The 19,307-nt window shown below is 40.5% G+C and carries 23 protein-coding genes; 5 read left to right on the top strand and 18 right to left on the bottom strand.

Annotated elements, in window-relative coordinates:
- Nucleotides 1-3 precede the first annotated feature (3 nt).
- The 11 genes from JWP71_RS00755 to JWP71_RS00705 form a co-directional block, all read right to left on the bottom strand.
- Entirely contained in the window at nucleotides 4-681 is a 678-nt protein-coding gene (locus JWP71_RS00755) for a polymer-forming cytoskeletal protein (RefSeq protein WP_299495976.1), read from the bottom strand.
- Nucleotides 682-701: 20 nt separating this feature from the next.
- A complete protein-coding gene (locus tag JWP71_RS00750) occupies nucleotides 702-1,724 on the bottom strand; it encodes a hypothetical protein (protein ID WP_299495975.1) in 1,023 nt (340 codons plus the stop codon).
- Nucleotides 1,725-2,003: 279 nt separating this feature from the next.
- Complete coding sequence (gene rplS / locus JWP71_RS00745) at nucleotides 2,004-2,351, bottom strand: 50S ribosomal protein L19 (RefSeq protein ID WP_299495973.1); 348 nt, start codon at nucleotides 2,349-2,351, stop codon at nucleotides 2,004-2,006.
- A 188-nt stretch (nucleotides 2,352-2,539) separates the two neighbouring features.
- Nucleotides 2,540-3,217, bottom strand: a complete 678-nt coding sequence (trmD, locus tag JWP71_RS00740) for a tRNA (guanosine(37)-N1)-methyltransferase TrmD (protein WP_299495970.1) — start codon at nucleotides 3,215-3,217, stop codon at nucleotides 2,540-2,542.
- A gap of 90 nt (nucleotides 3,218-3,307) precedes the next feature.
- Nucleotides 3,308-3,721, bottom strand: coding sequence for a VOC family protein (locus tag JWP71_RS00735; protein ID WP_299495968.1), 414 nt, complete (start codon nucleotides 3,719-3,721; stop codon nucleotides 3,308-3,310).
- 35 nt (nucleotides 3,722-3,756) lie between these two features.
- The gene (locus JWP71_RS00730) at nucleotides 3,757-3,957 is read right to left on the bottom strand and encodes a helix-turn-helix transcriptional regulator (RefSeq protein WP_299495966.1); all 201 of its coding nucleotides are present in this window, start codon (nucleotides 3,955-3,957) and stop codon (nucleotides 3,757-3,759) included.
- Entirely contained in the window at nucleotides 3,954-4,385 is a 432-nt protein-coding gene (locus tag JWP71_RS00725) for a hypothetical protein (protein ID WP_299495964.1), read from the bottom strand. Before JWP71_RS00725 ends, JWP71_RS00730 begins: the two co-directional genes overlap by 4 nt.
- Nucleotides 4,386-4,387: 2 nt before the next feature.
- Nucleotides 4,388-4,819 carry a hypothetical protein gene (locus tag JWP71_RS00720; protein ID WP_299495962.1) on the bottom strand — a complete coding sequence of 144 codons (432 nt, stop codon included), beginning with the start codon at nucleotides 4,817-4,819 and terminating at the stop codon, nucleotides 4,388-4,390.
- A gap of 194 nt (nucleotides 4,820-5,013) precedes the next feature.
- Nucleotides 5,014-5,538, bottom strand: coding sequence for a ribosome maturation factor RimM (gene rimM, locus JWP71_RS00715; protein ID WP_299495960.1), 525 nt, complete (start codon nucleotides 5,536-5,538; stop codon nucleotides 5,014-5,016).
- A 133-nt stretch (nucleotides 5,539-5,671) separates the two neighbouring features.
- Entirely contained in the window at nucleotides 5,672-6,262 is a 591-nt protein-coding gene (locus JWP71_RS00710; protein ID WP_299495958.1) for a 30S ribosomal protein S16, read from the bottom strand.
- A gap of 220 nt (nucleotides 6,263-6,482) precedes the next feature.
- Nucleotides 6,483-6,947 (bottom strand): hypothetical protein, encoded by a 465-nt coding sequence (locus tag JWP71_RS00705; RefSeq protein WP_299495956.1) that lies wholly within the window; start codon nucleotides 6,945-6,947, stop codon nucleotides 6,483-6,485.
- A gap of 311 nt (nucleotides 6,948-7,258) precedes the next feature.
- Between JWP71_RS00705 and JWP71_RS00700 the strand changes: the two genes are divergently transcribed.
- Nucleotides 7,259-7,786 carry a 5'(3')-deoxyribonucleotidase gene (locus JWP71_RS00700; protein WP_299495953.1) on the top strand — a complete coding sequence of 176 codons (528 nt, stop codon included), beginning with the start codon at nucleotides 7,259-7,261 and terminating at the stop codon, nucleotides 7,784-7,786.
- Between the two features lie 76 nt (nucleotides 7,787-7,862).
- Here JWP71_RS00700 and pfkA read toward each other — a convergent pair whose 3' ends face one another.
- The 4 genes from pfkA to JWP71_RS00680 all read right to left on the bottom strand — a co-directional run bounded on the left by pfkA (nucleotide 7,863) and on the right by JWP71_RS00680 (nucleotide 11,852).
- The gene (gene pfkA, locus JWP71_RS00695) at nucleotides 7,863-8,843 is read right to left on the bottom strand and encodes a 6-phosphofructokinase (RefSeq protein ID WP_299495951.1); all 981 of its coding nucleotides are present in this window, start codon (nucleotides 8,841-8,843) and stop codon (nucleotides 7,863-7,865) included.
- A 73-nt stretch (nucleotides 8,844-8,916) separates the two neighbouring features.
- Nucleotides 8,917-10,614, bottom strand: a complete 1,698-nt coding sequence (locus JWP71_RS00690) for a cytochrome c biogenesis protein CcdA (protein ID WP_299495948.1) — start codon at nucleotides 10,612-10,614, stop codon at nucleotides 8,917-8,919.
- Between the two features lie 8 nt (nucleotides 10,615-10,622).
- Entirely contained in the window at nucleotides 10,623-11,075 is a 453-nt protein-coding gene (locus tag JWP71_RS00685; protein ID WP_299495945.1) for a protein-disulfide reductase DsbD domain-containing protein, read from the bottom strand.
- 6 nt (nucleotides 11,076-11,081) lie between these two features.
- Nucleotides 11,082-11,852, bottom strand: coding sequence for a biotin--[acetyl-CoA-carboxylase] ligase (locus tag JWP71_RS00680; protein ID WP_299495943.1), 771 nt, complete (start codon nucleotides 11,850-11,852; stop codon nucleotides 11,082-11,084).
- A gap of 48 nt (nucleotides 11,853-11,900) precedes the next feature.
- Between JWP71_RS00680 and rsfS the strand changes: the two genes are divergently transcribed.
- The 3 genes from rsfS (at nucleotide 11,901) to JWP71_RS00665 (ending at nucleotide 15,147) form a co-directional block, all read left to right on the top strand.
- Nucleotides 11,901-12,275 carry a ribosome silencing factor gene (rsfS, locus tag JWP71_RS00675; protein WP_299495941.1) on the top strand — a complete coding sequence of 125 codons (375 nt, stop codon included), beginning with the start codon at nucleotides 11,901-11,903 and terminating at the stop codon, nucleotides 12,273-12,275.
- A 51-nt stretch (nucleotides 12,276-12,326) separates the two neighbouring features.
- Nucleotides 12,327-14,435 (top strand): ATP-dependent zinc metalloprotease FtsH, encoded by a 2,109-nt coding sequence (gene ftsH, locus JWP71_RS00670; RefSeq protein ID WP_299495999.1) that lies wholly within the window; start codon nucleotides 12,327-12,329, stop codon nucleotides 14,433-14,435.
- 73 nt (nucleotides 14,436-14,508) lie between these two features.
- Entirely contained in the window at nucleotides 14,509-15,147 is a 639-nt protein-coding gene (locus tag JWP71_RS00665; protein ID WP_299495939.1) for a lactate utilization protein, read from the top strand.
- A gap of 103 nt (nucleotides 15,148-15,250) precedes the next feature.
- Here JWP71_RS00665 and JWP71_RS00660 read toward each other — a convergent pair whose 3' ends face one another.
- The 3 genes from JWP71_RS00660 to JWP71_RS00650 all read right to left on the bottom strand — a co-directional run bounded on the left by JWP71_RS00660 (nucleotide 15,251) and on the right by JWP71_RS00650 (nucleotide 18,125).
- Nucleotides 15,251-16,054, bottom strand: coding sequence for an AraC family transcriptional regulator (locus JWP71_RS00660; protein WP_299495936.1), 804 nt, complete (start codon nucleotides 16,052-16,054; stop codon nucleotides 15,251-15,253).
- 16 nt (nucleotides 16,055-16,070) lie between these two features.
- Complete coding sequence (locus JWP71_RS00655) at nucleotides 16,071-16,949, bottom strand: oxidoreductase (RefSeq protein ID WP_299495934.1); 879 nt, start codon at nucleotides 16,947-16,949, stop codon at nucleotides 16,071-16,073.
- Nucleotides 16,950-17,012: 63 nt separating this feature from the next.
- Nucleotides 17,013-18,125, bottom strand: coding sequence for a metallophosphoesterase (locus JWP71_RS00650; RefSeq protein WP_299495933.1), 1,113 nt, complete (start codon nucleotides 18,123-18,125; stop codon nucleotides 17,013-17,015).
- 88 nt (nucleotides 18,126-18,213) lie between these two features.
- Between JWP71_RS00650 and JWP71_RS00645 the strand changes: the two genes are divergently transcribed.
- Nucleotides 18,214-19,284 (top strand): PA0069 family radical SAM protein, encoded by a 1,071-nt coding sequence (locus tag JWP71_RS00645; protein WP_299495931.1) that lies wholly within the window; start codon nucleotides 18,214-18,216, stop codon nucleotides 19,282-19,284.
- The last annotated feature ends 23 nt before the right edge of the window (nucleotides 19,285-19,307 follow it).

Raw genomic sequence — 19,307 nt, 5'->3', positions numbered from 1 at the left:
CCATTACCACCAGCGCTGGCTGTTATTAGAATTATTTTCCTTTTTTTCTTCTTGCGGCGACGCGGCGGTGGCACTTGTTGTCGCGGGCTTTTGCTCTTTTACTGCAACAGGTTCCGGTGGTATATCAGCCTTATCAATACTAAGCTCAATGTGCTTTTCCTCGGTAACAACAGTAGCAACGGGTTCAGATTCAGCTTCTTGTTTTACAACAATATTCGCCACTATGTTTTCTTTATTTAGTTCAGCTAATTCGTCGGCTAATTTGTTTGCCAGGTAATCATCTGTAGAGAATTTTGTTTGGTTCCATTGCTCGGTAAGCGCATCTATATCCTCGCCTATAGTTATATATCCATTAATAACCGCTCCGGGTTCAATATGTACAGTAGCTGATTGTATATTGCCCCTTACTATGGCTGTTGCCTTTATATCAAGCAGATCTAATGAAGTTATATCGCCATTTACGGTGCCGCTTACTACACATAATTTAGATGTAATATTACCGGTTAACACTCCCCGCTGTTCGATTGAAACCTTTTCGGCACAAAATAAATTACCGGTAAGTTTTTCATCTAATATGATCAGTTCTTCAGAGAAATAATCGTTTCCCTCGCTTATCAATTCCTTGATATTGCTGATGGATTCTGTTATCGGGGGAGTTTCTTTTTTAAAGATACTTAACATCGGGTATTTTTTACATGATATTATTGGTCGCTACCGAACCGTGTTACTACAGTTGTTGAATTGCCTATATCAATACCAATAGATGACTTTTCTAAACCGCCGGAAACGCGCAATGAGTTTAACGCATAACCTTTACTTGCCAATGCAGCTGGGTCGCTTACTACCTCTAATTGAACTATCTCTCCAAATTCTGCTTTAAAGCAATCTACCAGGTCCTGATAATACATTCCACCACCACATAAGTAAACCTTATTGGTTTTCATTAAGTTTTTATCTATAATAACATTCCTTAAATTTGGAGATATTACTTCATTGTAGTATGATCTTAATGCATTTTTCCGGATCTCTCTCAAATCAACATTTTTTCTGTCGATAAATATATAACCCTTTTGGAAAGCATCATCCAAGGTATGTGCTGTCCTTAATTCAAGGTAATAGCTTTTTGAAAGTTCATTAATCATATAGTTTATCGCATAGCGCAAACCATGTGTACTTATCATACTTTGTTCAATCACGCCAGAGTCCATACTTAATACAGATTCAAACGTTCCAAATCCACAGCTTAGTATAAAAAAGTTACCTTTTGCCGCTTCTTCGCCTTTTCTTAAAGCAATGGAGCAGGCAACTATTTCTGGTATAACATCAACATTCTTTACATCCAGTATTGCCGTTCTTTTTCCGCTACCGCCAAAAGTTGATGAATCATATTCAACTATATGGTTTTTTTTCAATTGCTCAATAGCAACATCCTTATAAATACGGTAAGTAGCATAGGGGAAACCTGTAGTAATAGTTACGGGTTGTTCAACATCATCTGTAACCAACAACATTGCTGCCTTTATCAGTAATTGGTAATCAAGGTCATTGGGCGAAGAGTTTAACAATTTATGAGGTGCCTGCCCTTCATTAAGCGCTAAATTACCGCAAATATACCATTGGTTATTATGAAAAACTTTCAAACCGTTCAACAGGTCTGAAGATGTATTGTTTAATGCAGAATTGTTGTTTTCAATTAAACTGGAAAAAGTTTGAGTTAATAGCATTTTAATGTTTGGTTAAGGTTGTTATACAAATTATGATAAATCAACAAATTTACACTATATGGCATCGGCTTTTAAATAAATTGTAAATAAATAAACGTTTAGTTTAATTTCCGCTTATTACAATAGCTTCCGGTTAATCAAATTTATAACATTTAGCTATAAATAAAAAACAAAATATGCTTTTTAGCATGCTTTTTACAATAATAGCTATTTTCTTTTAAATTAAAATGCATAAAAAAGCCTTCCTGTTTGGCAGGAAGGCTTTTTTATATGTTGTAATTAAACTCTTTTTGATTTGATACGAGCTGCTTTACCGGTAAGGGCACGCAGGTAGTATAGTTTAGAGCGGCGTACTTTACCGTAGCTGTTAACCTCTACTTTATCAATATTTGGTGAGTTGGCTGGGAAAATACGCTCAACACCAATTCCGTTTGAAACTTTACGCACAGTAAATGTCTCTGAAACACCAACACTGTTACGTTGGATAACTACACCCTGGTAAACCTGGATACGTTCTTTGTTTCCTTCTCTAATTTTATAATGCACGCTTACAGTATCACCTGCTTTAAAAGCCGGAAATTTATTAACTGTTACTGTTTGCTCTTCTACAAATTTTACTAAATCCATGATTTTAAGCTCTAAAAGCGATTTTTAACCCGTAAAAATCGGATTGCAATTATAGGGATTATTTTTGACAATAAAAAGCCAGTTTTAAAAAATTAACATTTTCTTTTTTATTAACAAAACACCTTCACTTTATTCCTTATCCGTTGTGGTAATTTGCGGTCTTGCCTTTGTAAAATAAGCAATAAAAATTAATCTTCCAGTATATCCGGTCTTCTTTCCTTTGTCCGCTCCACCGCCTGCTCAAAGCGCCATTTTTCTATTTCGGGCGTGTTGCCGCTTAGCAAAATATCAGGTACTTTATGGCCGTTCCAGTCGGCGGGGCGGGTATAAACCGGGGCATCAAGCAGGCCGTCCTGGAAAGAATCAGACAGGGCCGATGTTTCGTCAGACAATACGCCGGGTATTAACCGCACCACGGCATCAACCACTATGGCAGCGGGCAGTTCTCCGCCCGATAGCACATAATCGCCTACAGATATTTCGCGGGTAACAAATATGTCGCGTATGCGCTGATCAATGCCCTTGTAATGCCCGCACAGAATTATAATATTTTGTTTGATGGATAGCTGGTTAGCCATTGCCTGGTTTAGCGTAACACCATCCGGCGACATGAAGATCACCTCGTCATAATCACGCTCTGCCTTCAATTTGTTTATACAAGCGGCAAAGGGCTCAATGGTCATCACCATACCGCTGCCGCCGCCATACGGATAATCGTCTACGCTTTTTTGCTTATTGGTAGCATACTCGCGTAGGTTATGTACATGAATTTCGGCAATGCCTTTTTTTTGAGCACGTTGTAAAATTGAATGCGCAAAAGGGCTTTCTAATAATCCGGGCAATACTGTGATGATATCAAAACGCATGGAGCAAAGATAACGTTTTTGTCAAAGTCAGGAATCACGAGCCAAGAATCAAGATTAGCCCTCTTGTTTCCTGACTCTTTACTCTTGATTCTATTTTACCATCCAATCCGGTGACACCGGTATGCGGCATTGAATTATCCATTTATGGCCAAACGAGTCTATAAGCTCACCCTGGCGATAGCCATATTCAAAGTCGGTTACGGGCATTGACTGTGTAGCACCGGCAGCAATGGCCTGGTTAAATACAGCATATACATCTTCAACAAATAAACCTATGTTAACCGTGCCACGGCCCGCGTTGGCCGGTATGGTGCGGCTAAACTGTGTTATTTCATGCACATGAAACACCGCGCCGTCAATAACCAGTTCGGCAACGTGTATACTGCCGTCGTCATTGCGCAGGCAAAAGTTTTCGACGGCATTAAAGGCCTTTTTGTAAAAATCAATATCGGTAGTACCATTAGGGATGGTTAACACGGGTGCAAAGGCTGTTTTTGTTTCCATGATCTGTTTGATTGGTATAATAACTAAACGTTAATTTAATCTTTGTCATCTAACATAAAAATCTCTTCAACCGGTTTTTCAAATACACGGGCAATTTTTAATGCCAGTACCGTTGAAGGCACATACCTGTTACTCTCAATAGTATTTATGGTTTGTCGCGATACGCCTATCAGGTCGGCCAAGTCGGCCTGGGTGATATTTTTTATGGCGCGCTCAACGCGGATGTTGTTTTTCATATCTCATCCTCTTTTGTGAACCTGTTGTTGCGATATAATTTCCATCTAAATAGCAGGATAAAAAACATCAAGGGCACCCACATATTTAAACGCATAATATCCCAAAAATCGTTTTTGTTGGTAAACGCAAGGCTGATAATTAAAACGATATAGTTTAAATAAATGGCAAGTTGCAGCGAGTCCATGCGCAATTGGGTTATTTGCTCGTCCTCTATACGCTCTTTTGAGAAAGCGATAAGTACCAAACCACTCAACATGGTTAGCGTGGTGATCATAAAGAATAAGTGGTTACTGTTAAAAATACTAGTGCCTTCAGGGGCTCCCTCAAACCCAAGCTGTTTTTTTAACAGCATTACCGGCAAATGCACAAGGAACAGGCCTACGCCCAAAAACTTACACCAATACGGAAAAAGAAATCGTGTTTTCATGATTAATTATTTTTTAGTAAACGGTTAAGGCTATATATTTTCCATCTGAAACGGATAATGAAATATATAAGCGGTGTAATTACACTATAGGCTACTATGGTTATAAAATTGTTACCGTTAATAAAAATTACACAAACAATAAAAATTGCATAGTTTATATATATAGCCCACTGTAATGAATCGAGCCTTACTTGTGCTATCTGTTCGTCTTCAATACGTTCTTTTGAAAAGGCAATAAACAATAAGCCAACAACTACCAGCAATATTTTTATATCGGTATGAAGCGTTTCGCCAAAAGGAACATCCTGATTAAGCTGCTTGGTAAACCCCTCGGGGTGAAGAATTTTAAGTGTAATTCCGAAAATTATAAATGCGGCGAGGCAGCAATAACCTGCAATGCGCCAGGAGTGAGGAAATAAAAAGCGTGTCTTCATGTTTATATAAAGTTTGTTTTACCAAATGTAAAACAAACTTTATATAATGTCAGGTATATTGTACATTTTTATTTAAAAATATACCCGCCTGTCATTTCGACCCAGGAACGAGAGAGAAATTTTATACGCTTTGCAATATCGTTATATGATGTATAAGATTTCTCCCGATGGTCGAAATGACAGCCGGGAATATTTTAGTCCAAATAAATATCCAGTAATCCTTCGGGCAAATCAACCGTTACAATCTCTTTAACCACATCAATGCCTACTATAATTTCTTCATTAAGCGGGAACAGTACTTCGCAGTTTTTGTAGGTAACGGCGGCTATTAATTGTTGCGGATATTCATGTATGGCGGTGATCTTACCCAACTCACCTTCATTTTCATCAACAGCGGTAAAGTCAATCAGGTCCTTTAGGGTGAAGTCGCTTTTTTTCTTTTTGGGTTTTAGCTTATTGGGCAGATATATATCCTTCCTTACCAATACCGATGCTTTTTCTATGGTATCAACATCTTCCAGGTACAGGTAGGCCGAATTTTTTTGATTGTATTTAATTGATTCCACAAAAAATGGGGCCAGTTTGCCGCCTATCTCAATAAACAGGGCATTAAAATCGATATCCGCAAGGTTATCAAAGTCGACATACATTTGCATTTCGCCTTTAAGCCCTTTGGTTTTTAATACACTTCCAATGCGGAAACAATCTTCCGTTTTCATATATGATATAATTATTACCGTATTTAAGATTTGACATCTTTTTTAAAGTTATCAAATCTACCTGGTGCTAAAATAGCAATGGCGAAGAACCTGTGGGTTGCTTCGCCATTGTATACGTTTCGCTATATTAAAATTATTCAGCGCTGTCAGCTTCTGCAGCCGGGGTTTCTTCTGCTTCATCAGCAGGAGCCTCTTCAACAGCAGCTTCAGCAACTGGTGCTTCTTCAACCTCAGCAACCGGTGCTTCTTCAACTTCTTCAGCAGGAGGAGTATATTTTGCAGCAATCGCGGCAGCTTTATCTTCCTTCTTTTTAGCTTCGGCAACTAGCGCGGCTTTGCGGGCCGTGTCTTTTGCAGAATTTAGGTCTGTTTTTTTACCGGTAATTTTACCTTCTTTTTGGTCTAACCAGGCAGCAAATTTTGTTTCAGCTTGATCTTCGGTTAATGCGCCTTTTTTAACACCGCCTTGTAAGTGTTTTTTGTACATTACACCTTTATAAGCTAATATAGCACGACAAGTATCTGTTGGTTGTGCACCATCATTTACCCAGTTAAGGGTTTTGTCGAAATTAATGTCAATAGTTGCGGGATTTGTGTTTGGGTTATATGAACCTAAACGCTCAATAAAACGACCGTCGCGTGGAGCGCGTGCGTCTGCTACTACAATGTAATAAAAAGGTTTTCCCTTTTTACCGTGTCTTTGCAATCTGATCTTAGTTGCCATTCTTTATTTTTTTATGTGTTCAACATTCCCCCGGAGTTTATTTCAGCGGGGACGCAAAGGTATCATTTATATTCAGAATAAAAAAATCAAAATTCAAAAGACTTTATATGCCTTAAAAGTGTGAAATTTGCATCCTATGAATAAACAAAGCATTGCTATTGATATGGATGAGGTTATAGCCGATCCCAACGGTCACGACACACATGCACCAACAGGAGGGTCAATTCTTCCCCGGCTTAATTTGTCGGTCATCTGAACGGTAAATCCAACCGCCTAGAAAAAGAGCTTTGTTCATGATATACTTTTCTCCAAAAGGTTCAACAAAAAAAATATCAAAATTAGCTGCAAGCTTGGGGTCGTCATTCTTCCTCACAAAATTAATCAGATGTGGCAAACTTATAAGGTTTATAGATTTAAATGCATCTTTATCAATTTCCTTTTGATTTGTAATATTATATCGAAATTTAGGTTGCGTGCCGGAACTTAAACAAGCGCAATTAATAGTATAATATTTTATTGATGGACTTTCGCCGCGATCCATTGTTATCATCCGGTCGTTAATCGGAACTTGAAACGTATCGAGTAAATAATAAAGCGTATCTTTTTTCCTTTTATTTTGACCATGTGCCAAATTTAAAGCGCCTGATAAACTCAAAAAAAGCAATATTGATAATTTTTGCTTCATATTGTCAGATTTTGGTTACAGCCTCACGTCGGTAATTTATTAGGTGTTGCATTATATACTCATAGCAGTACTAAAATAATTATCCATCACCAGATTCGGGCAGTACAATCATGATTAGAAAAATCTTTTCGACAGGAATAAATAAAAATAGAAGAAATAGCCATAACGGCCAAAAAGTGTTTTGTTTTCATGATAGGTTAGGTCTTTTGTAGATTTATTAAAACAATAATAAACAATTATGTTAAAAAAGCGACAAAAATTTACACTTGATAAACAGGTTCATTGCCTTAAAAATGTGAAATTTACACCCCATGAATAAACAAAGTATAGCCATTGATATGGATGAGGTTATAGCCGATCCGATTGACAAGTTTATAACCATCTATCAGCAGGAACACAATTATAATTTCACGCTCGACCAAATGCATGGTAAAGAGTTTAGAGAATTGCTGCCGCCCGAATTAAACCATACCCTGCGCGAATACATTAACCGCAAAGGGTTTTTCAGGGATCTTAAAGTAATTGCCGACAGCCGCGAGGTTATTGAAGAGTTAAATAAAAAATACGAGGTATTTATCGTGTCCGCTGCTACAGAGTTTCCAAACTCGCTGGAAGATAAGCAAGCCTGGCTTGCCGATCATTTTCCATTTATATCCTGGACCAATATTATTTTCTGCGGATATAAAATTGTTAATACCGATATAATGATAGATGACCGTACTAAAAACTTTACCCGCTTTAATGGCCGTAAGCTATTGTTTACATCGCCGCATAATGTAACCTTAACAGAGTATGAGCGTGTAAATAGCTGGAAAGAGGTAGCTGATAAGTTATTGTAGGTGAGTGGTTGATTGGGTTGATTAAGTGAATGGTTATCGAAATTAAACTGCTCACTTAATCAACCAATTTAACTGCCTATAAAGACAGCATCTCCACTATCCGTATAAATTCGGCATTCACATCATGAAGGTGCTTAACCGACTGCCCAAACGGCGTAAACATAATATCGTTATGAATTAAGCCCGCCATTTCGCCTGTATGTCCGTCTTTTAACCCCTCAACTGCTGCTACACCTAAGCGGCTTGCCAACACCCTATCCATGCAGGTTGGCTTACCCCCCCGCTGGATGTGGCCCAATACGGATACACGGGTATCATAATTAGGATATTTTTCTTGTATGGCGCGGCCAATTCCAAAGGCGCTGCCCGGCTCATCACTCTCGGCAACAATTACAATTTTTGATGATTTATCCTTACGCCCTTTTTCAAGCCTTTCAAATAAAGCATTTAAATCAGACCTCGTCTCCGGAACCATTATAGCTTCGGCACCCACGCCTATCCCTGTACGTAGAGCAATCATGCCCGAATCGCGGCCCATTACTTCAACGATAAATAACCTGTCGTGCGATTCGGCTGTTTCTCTTATCTTATCAACAGCTTCAATTACCGTGTTTATCGCAGTATCATACCCTATCGTAAAATCAGTGCCGCGCAGGTCATTATCAATGGTGCAGGGTAGACCAACAATAGCTATATCGGGATATTCCTCGCCAAATTCTTTAGCACCTTTAAAAGTGCCGTTGCCTCCCAAAGCAATTAATGCATCAATATTGTTTTTTTTAAGCTGCTCATACGCTAGTTTCCGGCCCTCTACGGTTTTAAACTGCTCGCTACTACCGGTTTTTAGCATGGTGCCGCCACGCTGTATAATGTTTGATACCGATTTAGTATCCATTGGGATGATGTCGCCATTTATCATCCCTTCATAACCACGACGGATGCCGGCAACTTCAATACCATAATATATAGCCGTACGTACTACCGCCCTGATAGCGGCGTTCATTCCGGGCGAGTCGCTACCCGACGTAAATAGTCCTATTTTTTTTATTAGCGTCATTTGTTGGCAGATGTTTTAGTCCATTCGCGGCAAAGTTACTTCGGTAGTTTGCCATTTCCGCCGCGAATTTACATTATTTTTTGCCGCCTTGCGCACCTTTATAGGCAGAAATTCCGCTATCCAGATATTTTATAAAACCGTCAATATTAAAGTTGGCGCCTTGCGGCGGAACAAGCGTTTGCCCGTCTTCATTAATAATTACATAAAAGGGCTGCGCGTTAGAGTTGTATTGTGATATCTCTTTGTCAAGCCATTTAGCACCCAGCGTTGTTACCTTTTTGCCGGTAACGGTAGATATAAACTGTTCAGAGCTACTTAGTTCGGTTTTGTCATCAATTACTAATTGTAATATCACAAAATCATTTTGCAGCCTTTTTAACACCTCTGGATTTGGCATTACATTGCTTTCCATTTGGCGGCAGTTAACACAGTTCCAGCCGGTAAAATCTATTAATATGGGCTTATGCACTTGTTTCGCTACTTCAATAGCCTGGTCATAATCATACCAGTCATCAATGCCTTTTACTTTAGGCAGGCGCTTAAAAAGCTCTTCGTATTTTTTGGTTTTGATAGTTGATGTATTGGCAGATACAACACCGGTGCCAACACCTGCCGAAAGATCGAAATCCTGTGTGCTTAATGGTGGTAAAAACGCACTGATAGATTTTAAAGGCGCGCCCCATAAACCCGGGATCATATATATCACAAACGCGAATACGATGATTGATATAAAGGTACGCGGCACAGAAAGATATGGCAGATCGCTATCATGCGAAAATTTGATCTTGCCTATTAAATACAGCCCCATTAAAATACCTATCGCTATCCATAGTGATAAAAATATTTCGCGGTCGAACCAGTTCCAGTGGTAAGCCAAATCAACATTCGATAAAAACTTGAGGGCAAAAGCTATCTCTATAAAACCTAAAATAACCTTAACACTATTTAACCACCCGCCAGATTTTGGCATGCTCTTTAATGCAGATGGGAACATGGCAAACAGCGTAAACGGTAGCGCCAACGCCAACGAAAACCCAAACATGCCAATAGCCGGCCCAAGCCGCTCGCCTTTGGTAGCCGCCCCAACTAATACAGAACCTATTATAGGGCCGGTGCATGAAAAGGATACTACGGCCAAAGTGGCGGCCATAAAAAATATACCTATCACCCCACCCTTATCAGAGTTTTCATCCAGCTTATTAGCTAATGAACCGGGTAGGGTAATTTCGAACGCGCCCAAAAAAGATACGCCAAATACAACCAGCAGTAAAAAGAAAAAGAAATTAAATATGCCATTGGTAGCCAGTGCGTTTAATGCTGATGGCCCAAACAACAGGGTAATAATAAAACCCAGTATAACATAAATTACAATTATAGATAAGCCGTAAAGCAACGATTGTAATATGGCCCTGCTGCGGCTACCCCCTTTTTTTGTAAAAAAACTTACCGTTAATGGCAGCATAGGGTAAATACAAGGCATTAAAAATGCAGCAAACCCACCTAAAAAACCCGCTATAAATATTGCCCAAAGTGTTTGGGGTTTTCCGGTAGCGTGAGTAACGGCAATTGTTGCTTTCTTTACGGTGTCTTTATGTTCTTTTTTTTGTGCGGCCATACTATCCGCAGCAGTAGGAATAGCAGTAAAGTTTACACCACCGGTATCGGCAGATGATTGTGCTTTGGCAGGCTCAATGCCTGTCATACATAAAAAAGCTGCAACCAAAAGCGGTATGCAGAATATCGTTCTAACGGAGAATTTACCAGCTATCATTTATTCGCTTATTTACCCAACGGAATAGAAAAATTCACATCTTCGGGAGGCAGGCATTTATGATCGTTACAGGTCATATAAGTAAGCGAGCCTTTAACGGCGGATGCTTGGGGTGATTTTAGTTTGATCTTTTGCTGAAAAACAACCTCATTTTCAAAATAACTTACATCCATACCGAATGACTTTTCGAATTTGGTTGCCGGTTTTGGCTCAATGGGTTTGCCCACCAAACTATACTCTGGCGATTTGGTGAAGTTAAACGAGGTTTTTATCGGCCCCCCGTCTTTTACGTTTAACGAGTAAATATGCCAGCCTGTCTCTATGGTAGCCTTTAAAAAAACTGTTACTTCTGTAGCGCTGGTTTTTTTTGCAGCATACGCCCATTTTACCGGGTGTTCAATTTGCGCATAAGCTCCAACGGTTATTATTAACGCGGCAATTACTGCCAATACTTTTTTCATAGGGTGTTATTTGTTAAAAAATTCTATCTCTTTTAAATTATAGGTTATTTCCAGGTTGCCTTTTTGTATTACCAGCAGGCCATTTTCTTTAACATCTGTTATAGTCCCGGTAAACACTTCATTGCCAGCTTTAAAAGTACGACTTTCATTAAATCTATACAAACGACTTAAATATGTTTTTCTTATATCGAAAACTTTATTTGCTTTTAAATTTAAGTAACAGGCTTCAACATGGCTGCAAATGTCTGACAATAACCTCCGTAAATCGCTATCTTTTTGTAATATCTGTTTTACTGATGTAGCATTGCCTGTCCCATCCGGAAAAACTTCCTGATTAATATTTAACCCTATGCCAATAATGGCATTTTTTATCTGCCCGCCCTGTAATATATTCTCAATTAACATACCGCCCAGTTTCTTGTCGCCATAGTAAATATCATTAGGCCATTTTATTTTGAGCCCATTGCCCAATAATGGGTATAAAGCCTCAAAAACGCCTAAACTTATAGCACGTGTAAGATCAAACTGATTGGCAATAGCCAAAAAGGATGGTTTAAGCAACAGGCTAAATGTTAGGTTTTTGCCGGGTTCGCTATGCCACTGGTTGTTTTGCTGGCCCCGGCCCGCAAATTGTGTTTCTGCCATAATGACCGTTCCTTCAGGTACTGGCTTAGAATTTGACAATAGATTTTTAAGGAAATTGTTGGTCGAGTCAACTTCTTTTAGTGTCAGTAAATTTTGTCCAACAAATAATCCTGAAAATATGTTATTTTGCAATGTTATAATAATGCTAAACTAAAAAACGTTCAAAACTAATTCTTTTTGATGGTAAAAAATAAAGCGATAAGTGAATCAGCTTACATTTCTGAATTAGCCATACATGGCATACAGGAAAAAAAGGGAAACGATATTGTAAGGTTAGACCTTCGTAATATACACAGTTCTGTTACCGACTACTTTGTAGTTTGTCACGCCGACTCAGCCACACAAGTTAAAGCAATTGCCAATAGTATTGAAGAAGAGGTATATAAAGCCCTGAAGCAGGACCCATGGCGCAAAGAGGGCCTTGAATATGGCGAGTGGATATTATTAGATTATGTAAATGTGGTTATACACATTTTCCGTACAGATAAGCGGGAGTATTACGGCGTAGAGGAACTATGGGGCGATGCCGAAATTAAAAACTACAAGAGCGCTTAGCGTTACCGGTAGTTTTATTAATGTTAATTATTAGTGAGATTTAAACAAGAAATGGAAGACAAGAAATTGGAAAAACCAAAACCGATACGAAAAATACCCAATAAAAGAATAACCCCTAAGCCCCCTAAATTTAATATAATGTGGCTGTATGCTGTTGTTATAGCAACTTTTATTGGGGTAGCCTACTTTTCGGGCAGCAATGGCGGTGCTTTAATTGATTTTAAGCGCTTTGAAACAGAAATGCTTAAACCGGGCGATGTAGACTATGTTGAGGCTTACAAAAGCGGTGATTATGTTGTTGCCGAAGTGCATATTAAAAAAGATAGCTTAAAAAAACCACAATATGCTGATGTAAATAAAGCGCAGCGCTCTTTTGGCGCTACCGGCAATGAACCGCAGTATACTTTTACCGATGCATCTTATGAGAGTTTAAAACAATCTATAAATAACGCGCAAAAAGATGTTCCTGATGCACAAAAGGCAGGCATAAAATATGTACCACATGATAGTTTGCTATCAAACGGGTTAGTGCAAAGTGTTATCATGATTGTACTGTTTGCCGCGGTGCTGATGTTTATTATGCGCCGCATGAGTGGTGGCGGCGGTGGCGGCCCGGGTGGCCAGATATTTAACATCGGCAAATCAAAAGCTACCTTGTTTGATAAGGAAGCGCAGGTATCCGTTACCTTTAATGATGTTGCCGGTTTGGAAGAAGCCAAACAAGAGGTAATGGAAATTGTAGATTTCCTGAAAAATCCTAAAAAATATACTAACCTGGGTGGTAAAATACCTAAAGGGGCCTTATTGGTAGGCTCGCCGGGTACCGGTAAAACTTTGTTAGCCAAAGCCGTTGCCGGCGAGGCGCAGGTACCTTTCTTCTCCCTATCAGGGTCTGATTTTGTGGAGATGTTTGTAGGTGTTGGTGCATCACGTGTTCGTGATCTGTTCCGCCAGGCAAAAGACAAAGCGCCATGTATCATATTTATTGACGAGATTGATGCTATTGGCCGGGCCCGTGGTAAAAATAATATTGTTGGTGGTAATGACGAGCGCGAAAATACATTGAACCAGTTATTGGTAGAGATGGATGGTTTTGGTACAGACTCGGGTATTATTATCCTGGCTGCAACTAACCGCCCCGATGTATTAGACTCGGCTTTATTGCGCCCTGGCCGTTTTGACAGGCAGGTATCTATTGATAAGCCGGATTTGATTGGTCGTGAACAGATTTTTAAAGTACACTTAAAGCCTGTTAAACTGTCTGAGGGTGTTGACGCTAAAAAACTATCTGCACAAACTCCGGGATTTGCAGGTGCAGAAATAGCCAACGTTTGTAATGAGGCTGCGCTTATAGCTGCACGTAAAAACAAAGAGGCTGTTGATATGCAGGATTTTCAGGATGCTATTGACCGTGTAATTGGTGGCTTAGAGAAAAAGAACAAGATCATATCACCAGAAGAAAAACGCATTGTGGCTTACCACGAAGCGGGCCACGCTATTGCTGGCTGGTTTTTGGAGCATGCCGACCCGTTGGTTAAGGTATCTATTGTGCCACGCGGTGTTGCAGCATTAGGCTATGCACAATATCTGCCAAAAGAGCAATTTTTATATACCATTGAACAACTGGAAGATGGTATGTGTATGACCATGGGTGGCCGTGTTGCCGAGGATATTACCTTTGGTAAAATATCAACCGGTGCACAAAATGACCTGGAAAGAATAACCAAGCTATCATATGCCATGGTTACCATATATGGTATGAATGAAAAGGTAGGTAATGTATCTTTTAACGATACACAAGGCGAATACCAGTTTAACAAGCCATATTCTGAAAAAACATCTGAATTGATTGATAACGAAGTACGTAACCAGATCAACCAGGTTTATGCACGTACCAAGCAATTGCTGCTGGATAAACGCGAAGGCTTGATCAAATTGGCTGATAAACTGTTGGAGAAAGAAATACTGTTTCAGTCAGACCTTGAAGAAATATTAGGTAAACGCCCGTTCGATCATCGTACTACGTATGATGAGTTTGTAAACGGCGTACCTGAATCTAACCAGGAGCCTGCCGCACAAGCATTATCTCACGAAGGTGTTGCGGATCATTCAGGAACGTTTGAAAGAAACCCTGAAGAGAAAGAAGCAACAGGCGAATAACATTAGCGGAAAAGCTTAAAGCGAAAAGACCAACCCGGCCTTTAGCTTTAAGCTTTCTGCTTTAAGCTAAAAAATGAGGAACATTACCACATCAAAAGAAAAGCTGCTTAAAAAGATACGTCAGGCACTTTTGGAGAAAAGGGACAACCCTTATCCCAACCTGGAGAATCTGCCTCTTTATCCTCCTGTTGATGGGCACCTTGATGTAATGTTTGCCGAGCAATTTATGGCCGTATCCGGGCAGTTTGCTTTTTGCGAAGATGAGGTACAATTTATTGAAACCCTGTTAGAATTAGCCGAGCAACGCAATTGGCATAAAATTTACTGTTGGGAACCCACCCTGCAGGAAATATTGGCCCGTTACGAATACCCATATTTTGAAACCGATAAAGATTTTGAACAGGCCGAGGTTGGATTTACCCTTTGCGAAGCGCTGATAGCCCGTAATGGCAGCATCCTGTTATCTAACGCCAACGCGGCAGGGCGAAGATTAAGTATTTACCCCCCCGTGCATATTGTGCTGGCCTATGCATCGCAATTGGTTCCTGATTTAAAAGATGGTTTTAAATTGCTTAAAGAAAAATATGGCAACAACATACCATCCATGATAACGAACGTTACCGGCCCAAGCCGAACTGCCGATATTGAGAAAACACTGGTTTTAGGCGCGCACGGGCCAAAAGAGTTGTTTGTGTTTTTGTTAGAGGGATAATAAACCGGCGGTCTGTGCCCTCCCCCACAAACTGCTTACAGTACAACCGTTATCTGTAAGGACACAGACAACGGTTGGTAAGGCTCATTTGTGGCCGCTAACTTTACAACCTCGACGGCGGTACCCCGTAAGCTTTTTTAAAGGCGAAAGAAAAATGCGAGAGATCTTTAAAGCCAACTTCCATATAAACGTCTGACGAGCGCCAGCCTTTTTCTTTGATCAAATAATGAGCATCTGTTAATCGTTTTTGTTGTAACCACCTGTTGGGCGATGTATGAAATATCCGTTCAAAATCGCGCTTAAAAGTGGCAAGGCTGCGGCCGGTGAGGTAAGCAAAACGATTGATATCGACGTTGTATTTATAATGCTCAGCCATGTAAGCCTCCAGGTCTATCTTGCCGGGTTCGGCAAAATCAAACAGCACATTTTTTAGCCCTGGGTTAGTGTCCAATAACAACATAACCGCTTCTTTTACCTTTAAACTGGTAAGCGCCCTGTTAATTTCTGTCTTGCTGTTAATATATGGCTTTAACGATGCCACGTAGTTTTTAAATAATTCGTTCGGCTCAAGTAATAGTGTGGCCTCGCCTGTGTAGGGACCATCGGCATGCAGATTGTGTTCCTGGCTAATGCTTTGTAAGGTGTCTTTATCCAATATCGCCGATAGGGATATAAATTCACCCCCGGCCGGCGGGTTTTTAACAAATTTGCAAAGCTGATTTTTACTAAAGAACCTAAAATCGCCCTCATTAAAATGGTATGTTTTATCGCCAACGCTCATATCCTGGCTGCCTGCCAAAATATACCCAAACACATGTTCGGGTATAAATTGTTCACCTTCCCGGCTTACATGTGTATAGCAGGAATATAATATCCGGGGTGCTGTTTTATCGTATTTAATCGGCATCTGCAGGCTAATTTACTTATCTTTTTAAATAAGATTTACCAAAGTCGGTTTTAAAAAAATCTCCCGACTCATCATGATCTGTAGATATGCTAACCGGTAACCATTTTTCTAATTCAGCGCGCCTTATCTCATCCGTACTTTTTAATATCCCTATGGCTTCGCTGCCTAATACCAAATGTACCGGCGGCTCGGGGTGGTCTGCCAGCTCAACCATCACCCTGGCCGCTTTATCAGGGTCGCCTACCGGGATAAATTTATCGCTTTTAAAAAAGTCTGTTCGGGTACCTACCGAAGCTTCATAGCCTTCAATTGCAGGGGCATAGGTCATGGAGGCCCCCGCCCAATCTGTACGGAAACCGCCCGGTTCAACACAAGTTACATAAATGCCCAGTGGCGCAACTTCTTTGGCAAGCGCTTCGCTAAACCCGCCCAAACCAAACTTAGCGGCCTGGTACATGGTTAGCCCGGCGTTACCAACCCGCCCGCCTATAGAGCTGATCTGCAAGATACGACCCGAACGTTGTTTGCGCATATAAGGCAACACGGCGCGGGTTATTTCAATAGGTGCATATAAATTTGTTTCTAACTGGCTGCGCACCTGTTCGCCGGTATAAGCTTCGGCTGCACCAATTATACCAAACCCGGCATTGTTAACCAATACATCTATTTGCCCAAAATGAGCTGCTGTATTAGCAACCGCTTTATACACATCTTTGTAATTGGTAACATCCAGCTGCACCGGGAAGATCTGATCACCATATTTAGCAACCAGGTCTGCAAGGGTGTCTGTATTGCGGGCAGTAGCGGCTACCTTATCGCCTGTTGCTAAAACCGCTTCTGTAAGGCTGCGTCCCAATCCACGGGAGCTGCCTGTTATAAACCATACTTTTGTCATTGTTTCTGTTTTTTGTTAACACAAAGGTATGGCAGGCAAGCCGCGATGGTTTTGTTGTAAGGCTCAATATGTTTTGTTGAAAAGCTCAGAGTACAGTTTTAGGCCCTCCAGCCTACTTTCTTCCAAAACTATCCTTACGCTCTCCTTGCCCTTATACTCCCATTTTATCAGCCTGATACAACTATCTGCAATTTCTATACCTGTTATATCACCGTCGTCAAAACAACAACAGCCACTGTTAAAATAAGTATCCAGGTATCCTTTAAAATCCGGCGGTCTTGACGCTTTAAGATGCAGCTTATCAATTTTAGCTTGCAGCTCCCTTGCTTCCGCGCTCTCATTGGTTTTTTTGGCTTGCGCCTGTTTCTCATATAATATCTCCAACTCTGTCAACGATCTAAATACGGGCTGATGCGTGTGCCCTGTTATCAATACCGTGTCTTTTCGTTTCGAGCTCCACTCATACATCAGGCGGTTATGGTCGGTTTTAAGCTGATCATTATTTGCCGGGGTGTTGGGGTTAATGCGCAGGTAGGATTGAAACGGTGCCCAAATATCAGACACAAACCATTTGCTGAACCAGTTACCATCGCTTTGCAGATCGCCCTGGTGCCCATGCGTCATATAGATGGATAGCTTTTTATCATTAACGGTGGTTTCTAATATAGCGCCCTCATATATCTTTACCGGTTGCTGGTATAGCTGCATCAGGCTTACCGCGGCAAGCGGATCATTATCCCAATACAAGTCATGATTACCAAATATTTTGATAAAGGCGTTGCGGTCCAAAAATTTCTTTTCTGCCTCAAACGTTGCTTTATTGTGTCTTTTAATGGTGATAAATAAGTTCTCCCATAACTCCTCGCTGTCACCTAAGTTGATGTAGAAGAATTTTTGTTTGTTATAATGATCTAATGCTGTAAGATAACTTTTCGCTGCTTTGGCAAAAATGTCCGCGCCGTCTCTTGCACCTTTATGCTGATCTGATAAAATAATGAATTTGTCTTTTTCAACATCAAACCGAATAACCTGCCCGCGCTTACCTGGCTTAGTAGTTATGTTTTGATACAGTTGGCTCAACGCTTTATCAACCCGCTTTTTATCGGGTCTTGACGACCATTTATTGGCGAGGTTAATTACCTGTTTGGTTAATAAGCGTTGCAGAAATTTGCGCATGGTGTGTTAACAGAAAAATACAGCTTATGTTCGAAAAAATAATTCAATTATCATTGTATTTTGCTAAAAATATTAGCAAATTTGTTTTATGGCACATCAGGATAATCCGGAGTTTTTTAAGGGCCGCGGGGCACAGGTTAATACCGATAATAAATTTTTAAAGCGCAAATATGTATTAGACCACATAGAGGGCCTGGATGAACCGCTATTAGAAAATAGCGTTACACAGCTTTTTGAGGAAACCCCGAAAAAGATAGTAAGCGAATCTAACAGCCCGGATCTGAGCCACATGTATTCCATCAATCCTTATCAGGGCTGTGAGCATGGCTGCATATACTGCTATGCCCGCAACACACACGAGTATTATGGCTTTAGCGCCGGGCTTGATTTTGAACGCAAAATAATAGTAAAACGCAACGCGCCCGAACTATTAGAGACCTATTTTAATAAAAAGAATTACCAGCCGGTTAGCATTCTGTTATCAGGCAATACAGATTGTTACCAGCCTATTGAGCGGCGGCTAAAAATTACCCGGGGCCTGTTACAGGTATTTTTGCAATATAAAAACCCGGTGAGCATCATTACCAAAAACAATGTCATCATCCGCGATCTGGATATTATTACCGAGTTGGCTAAACTGAATTTAGTACATGTGAATGTATCTATCACCTCGCTAAATGAGTCGCTAAGGCAAAAGTTGGAGCCGCGTACGGTGACAGCTAATGGCAGGCTGGCGGTTATCCAAAAGCTATCAGAAAAAGGCGTGCCGGTGAGGGTAATGGCCGCGCCGATAATACCGGGACTTAATAGCAACGAGATACCTGATATTATAAAAGCGTCAGCCGACAGAGGCGCGTTATCAGCAGGGTTTACCATTGTACGCTTAAACGGAAGCATAGGTGAAATATTTACCGACTGGATATATAAAGCTTTCCCGGACCGTGCTGAAAAGGTATTGAACCAGATAAAAGCTTGCCATGACGGCAATTTAAATGATAGCGAATTTGGTCGCCGTATGCGCGGCGAAGGCCCGGTGGCACAATCTATCCATCAACTGTTTAAGATGGCTTGCAACCGCTTTTTAGCCGACAGGGAAATGCCGCCGCATGATTTTAGTTTATTTACGCCAAAGGGTGGAAAGCAGACGAGTATGTTTTAAAGTAGTCTTATATCAATCCTCCT

It is taken from the genome of Mucilaginibacter sp. (genome assembly GCF_028287845.1).
Taxonomy (GTDB): Bacteria; Bacteroidota; Bacteroidia; order Sphingobacteriales; family Sphingobacteriaceae; genus Mucilaginibacter.
Note: the sequence above shows the minus strand (reverse complement) of the source record. Positions and strands in the feature narration are given on the sequence as shown.

Excerpts from the sequence above, each read along its gene's own strand:
- JWP71_RS00755 (WP_299495976.1), bottom strand. The coding sequence starts at position 681 with ATGTTAAGTATCTTTAAAAAAGAAACTCCCCCGATAACAGAATCCATC.
- JWP71_RS00750 (WP_299495975.1), bottom strand. The coding sequence starts at position 1,724 with ATGCTATTAACTCAAACTTTTTCCAGTTTAATTGAAAACAACAATTCT.
- rplS (WP_299495973.1), bottom strand. The coding sequence starts at position 2,351 with ATGGATTTAGTAAAATTTGTAGAAGAGCAAACAGTAACAGTTAATAAA.
- trmD (WP_299495970.1), bottom strand. The coding sequence starts at position 3,217 with ATGCGTTTTGATATCATCACAGTATTGCCCGGATTATTAGAAAGCCCT.
- JWP71_RS00735 (WP_299495968.1), bottom strand. The coding sequence starts at position 3,721 with ATGGAAACAAAAACAGCCTTTGCACCCGTGTTAACCATCCCTAATGGT.
- JWP71_RS00730 (WP_299495966.1), bottom strand. The coding sequence starts at position 3,957 with ATGAAAAACAACATCCGCGTTGAGCGCGCCATAAAAAATATCACCCAG.
- JWP71_RS00725 (WP_299495964.1), bottom strand. The coding sequence starts at position 4,385 with ATGAAAACACGATTTCTTTTTCCGTATTGGTGTAAGTTTTTGGGCGTA.
- JWP71_RS00720 (WP_299495962.1), bottom strand. The coding sequence starts at position 4,819 with ATGAAGACACGCTTTTTATTTCCTCACTCCTGGCGCATTGCAGGTTAT.
- rimM (WP_299495960.1), bottom strand. The coding sequence starts at position 5,538 with ATGAAAACGGAAGATTGTTTCCGCATTGGAAGTGTATTAAAAACCAAA.
- JWP71_RS00710 (WP_299495958.1), bottom strand. The coding sequence starts at position 6,262 with ATGGCAACTAAGATCAGATTGCAAAGACACGGTAAAAAGGGAAAACCT.
- JWP71_RS00705 (WP_299495956.1), bottom strand. The coding sequence starts at position 6,947 with ATGAAGCAAAAATTATCAATATTGCTTTTTTTGAGTTTATCAGGCGCT.
- JWP71_RS00700 (WP_299495953.1), top strand. The coding sequence starts at position 7,259 with ATGAATAAACAAAGTATAGCCATTGATATGGATGAGGTTATAGCCGAT.
- pfkA (WP_299495951.1), bottom strand. The coding sequence starts at position 8,843 with ATGACGCTAATAAAAAAAATAGGACTATTTACGTCGGGTAGCGACTCG.
- JWP71_RS00690 (WP_299495948.1), bottom strand. The coding sequence starts at position 10,614 with ATGATAGCTGGTAAATTCTCCGTTAGAACGATATTCTGCATACCGCTT.
- JWP71_RS00685 (WP_299495945.1), bottom strand. The coding sequence starts at position 11,075 with ATGAAAAAAGTATTGGCAGTAATTGCCGCGTTAATAATAACCGTTGGA.
- rsfS (WP_299495941.1), top strand. The coding sequence starts at position 11,901 with ATGGTAAAAAATAAAGCGATAAGTGAATCAGCTTACATTTCTGAATTA.
- ftsH (WP_299495999.1), top strand. The coding sequence starts at position 12,327 with ATGGAAGACAAGAAATTGGAAAAACCAAAACCGATACGAAAAATACCC.
- JWP71_RS00665 (WP_299495939.1), top strand. The coding sequence starts at position 14,509 with ATGAGGAACATTACCACATCAAAAGAAAAGCTGCTTAAAAAGATACGT.
- JWP71_RS00660 (WP_299495936.1), bottom strand. The coding sequence starts at position 16,054 with ATGCCGATTAAATACGATAAAACAGCACCCCGGATATTATATTCCTGC.
- JWP71_RS00655 (WP_299495934.1), bottom strand. The coding sequence starts at position 16,949 with ATGACAAAAGTATGGTTTATAACAGGCAGCTCCCGTGGATTGGGACGC.
- JWP71_RS00650 (WP_299495933.1), bottom strand. The coding sequence starts at position 18,125 with ATGCGCAAATTTCTGCAACGCTTATTAACCAAACAGGTAATTAACCTC.
- JWP71_RS00645 (WP_299495931.1), top strand. The coding sequence starts at position 18,214 with ATGGCACATCAGGATAATCCGGAGTTTTTTAAGGGCCGCGGGGCACAG.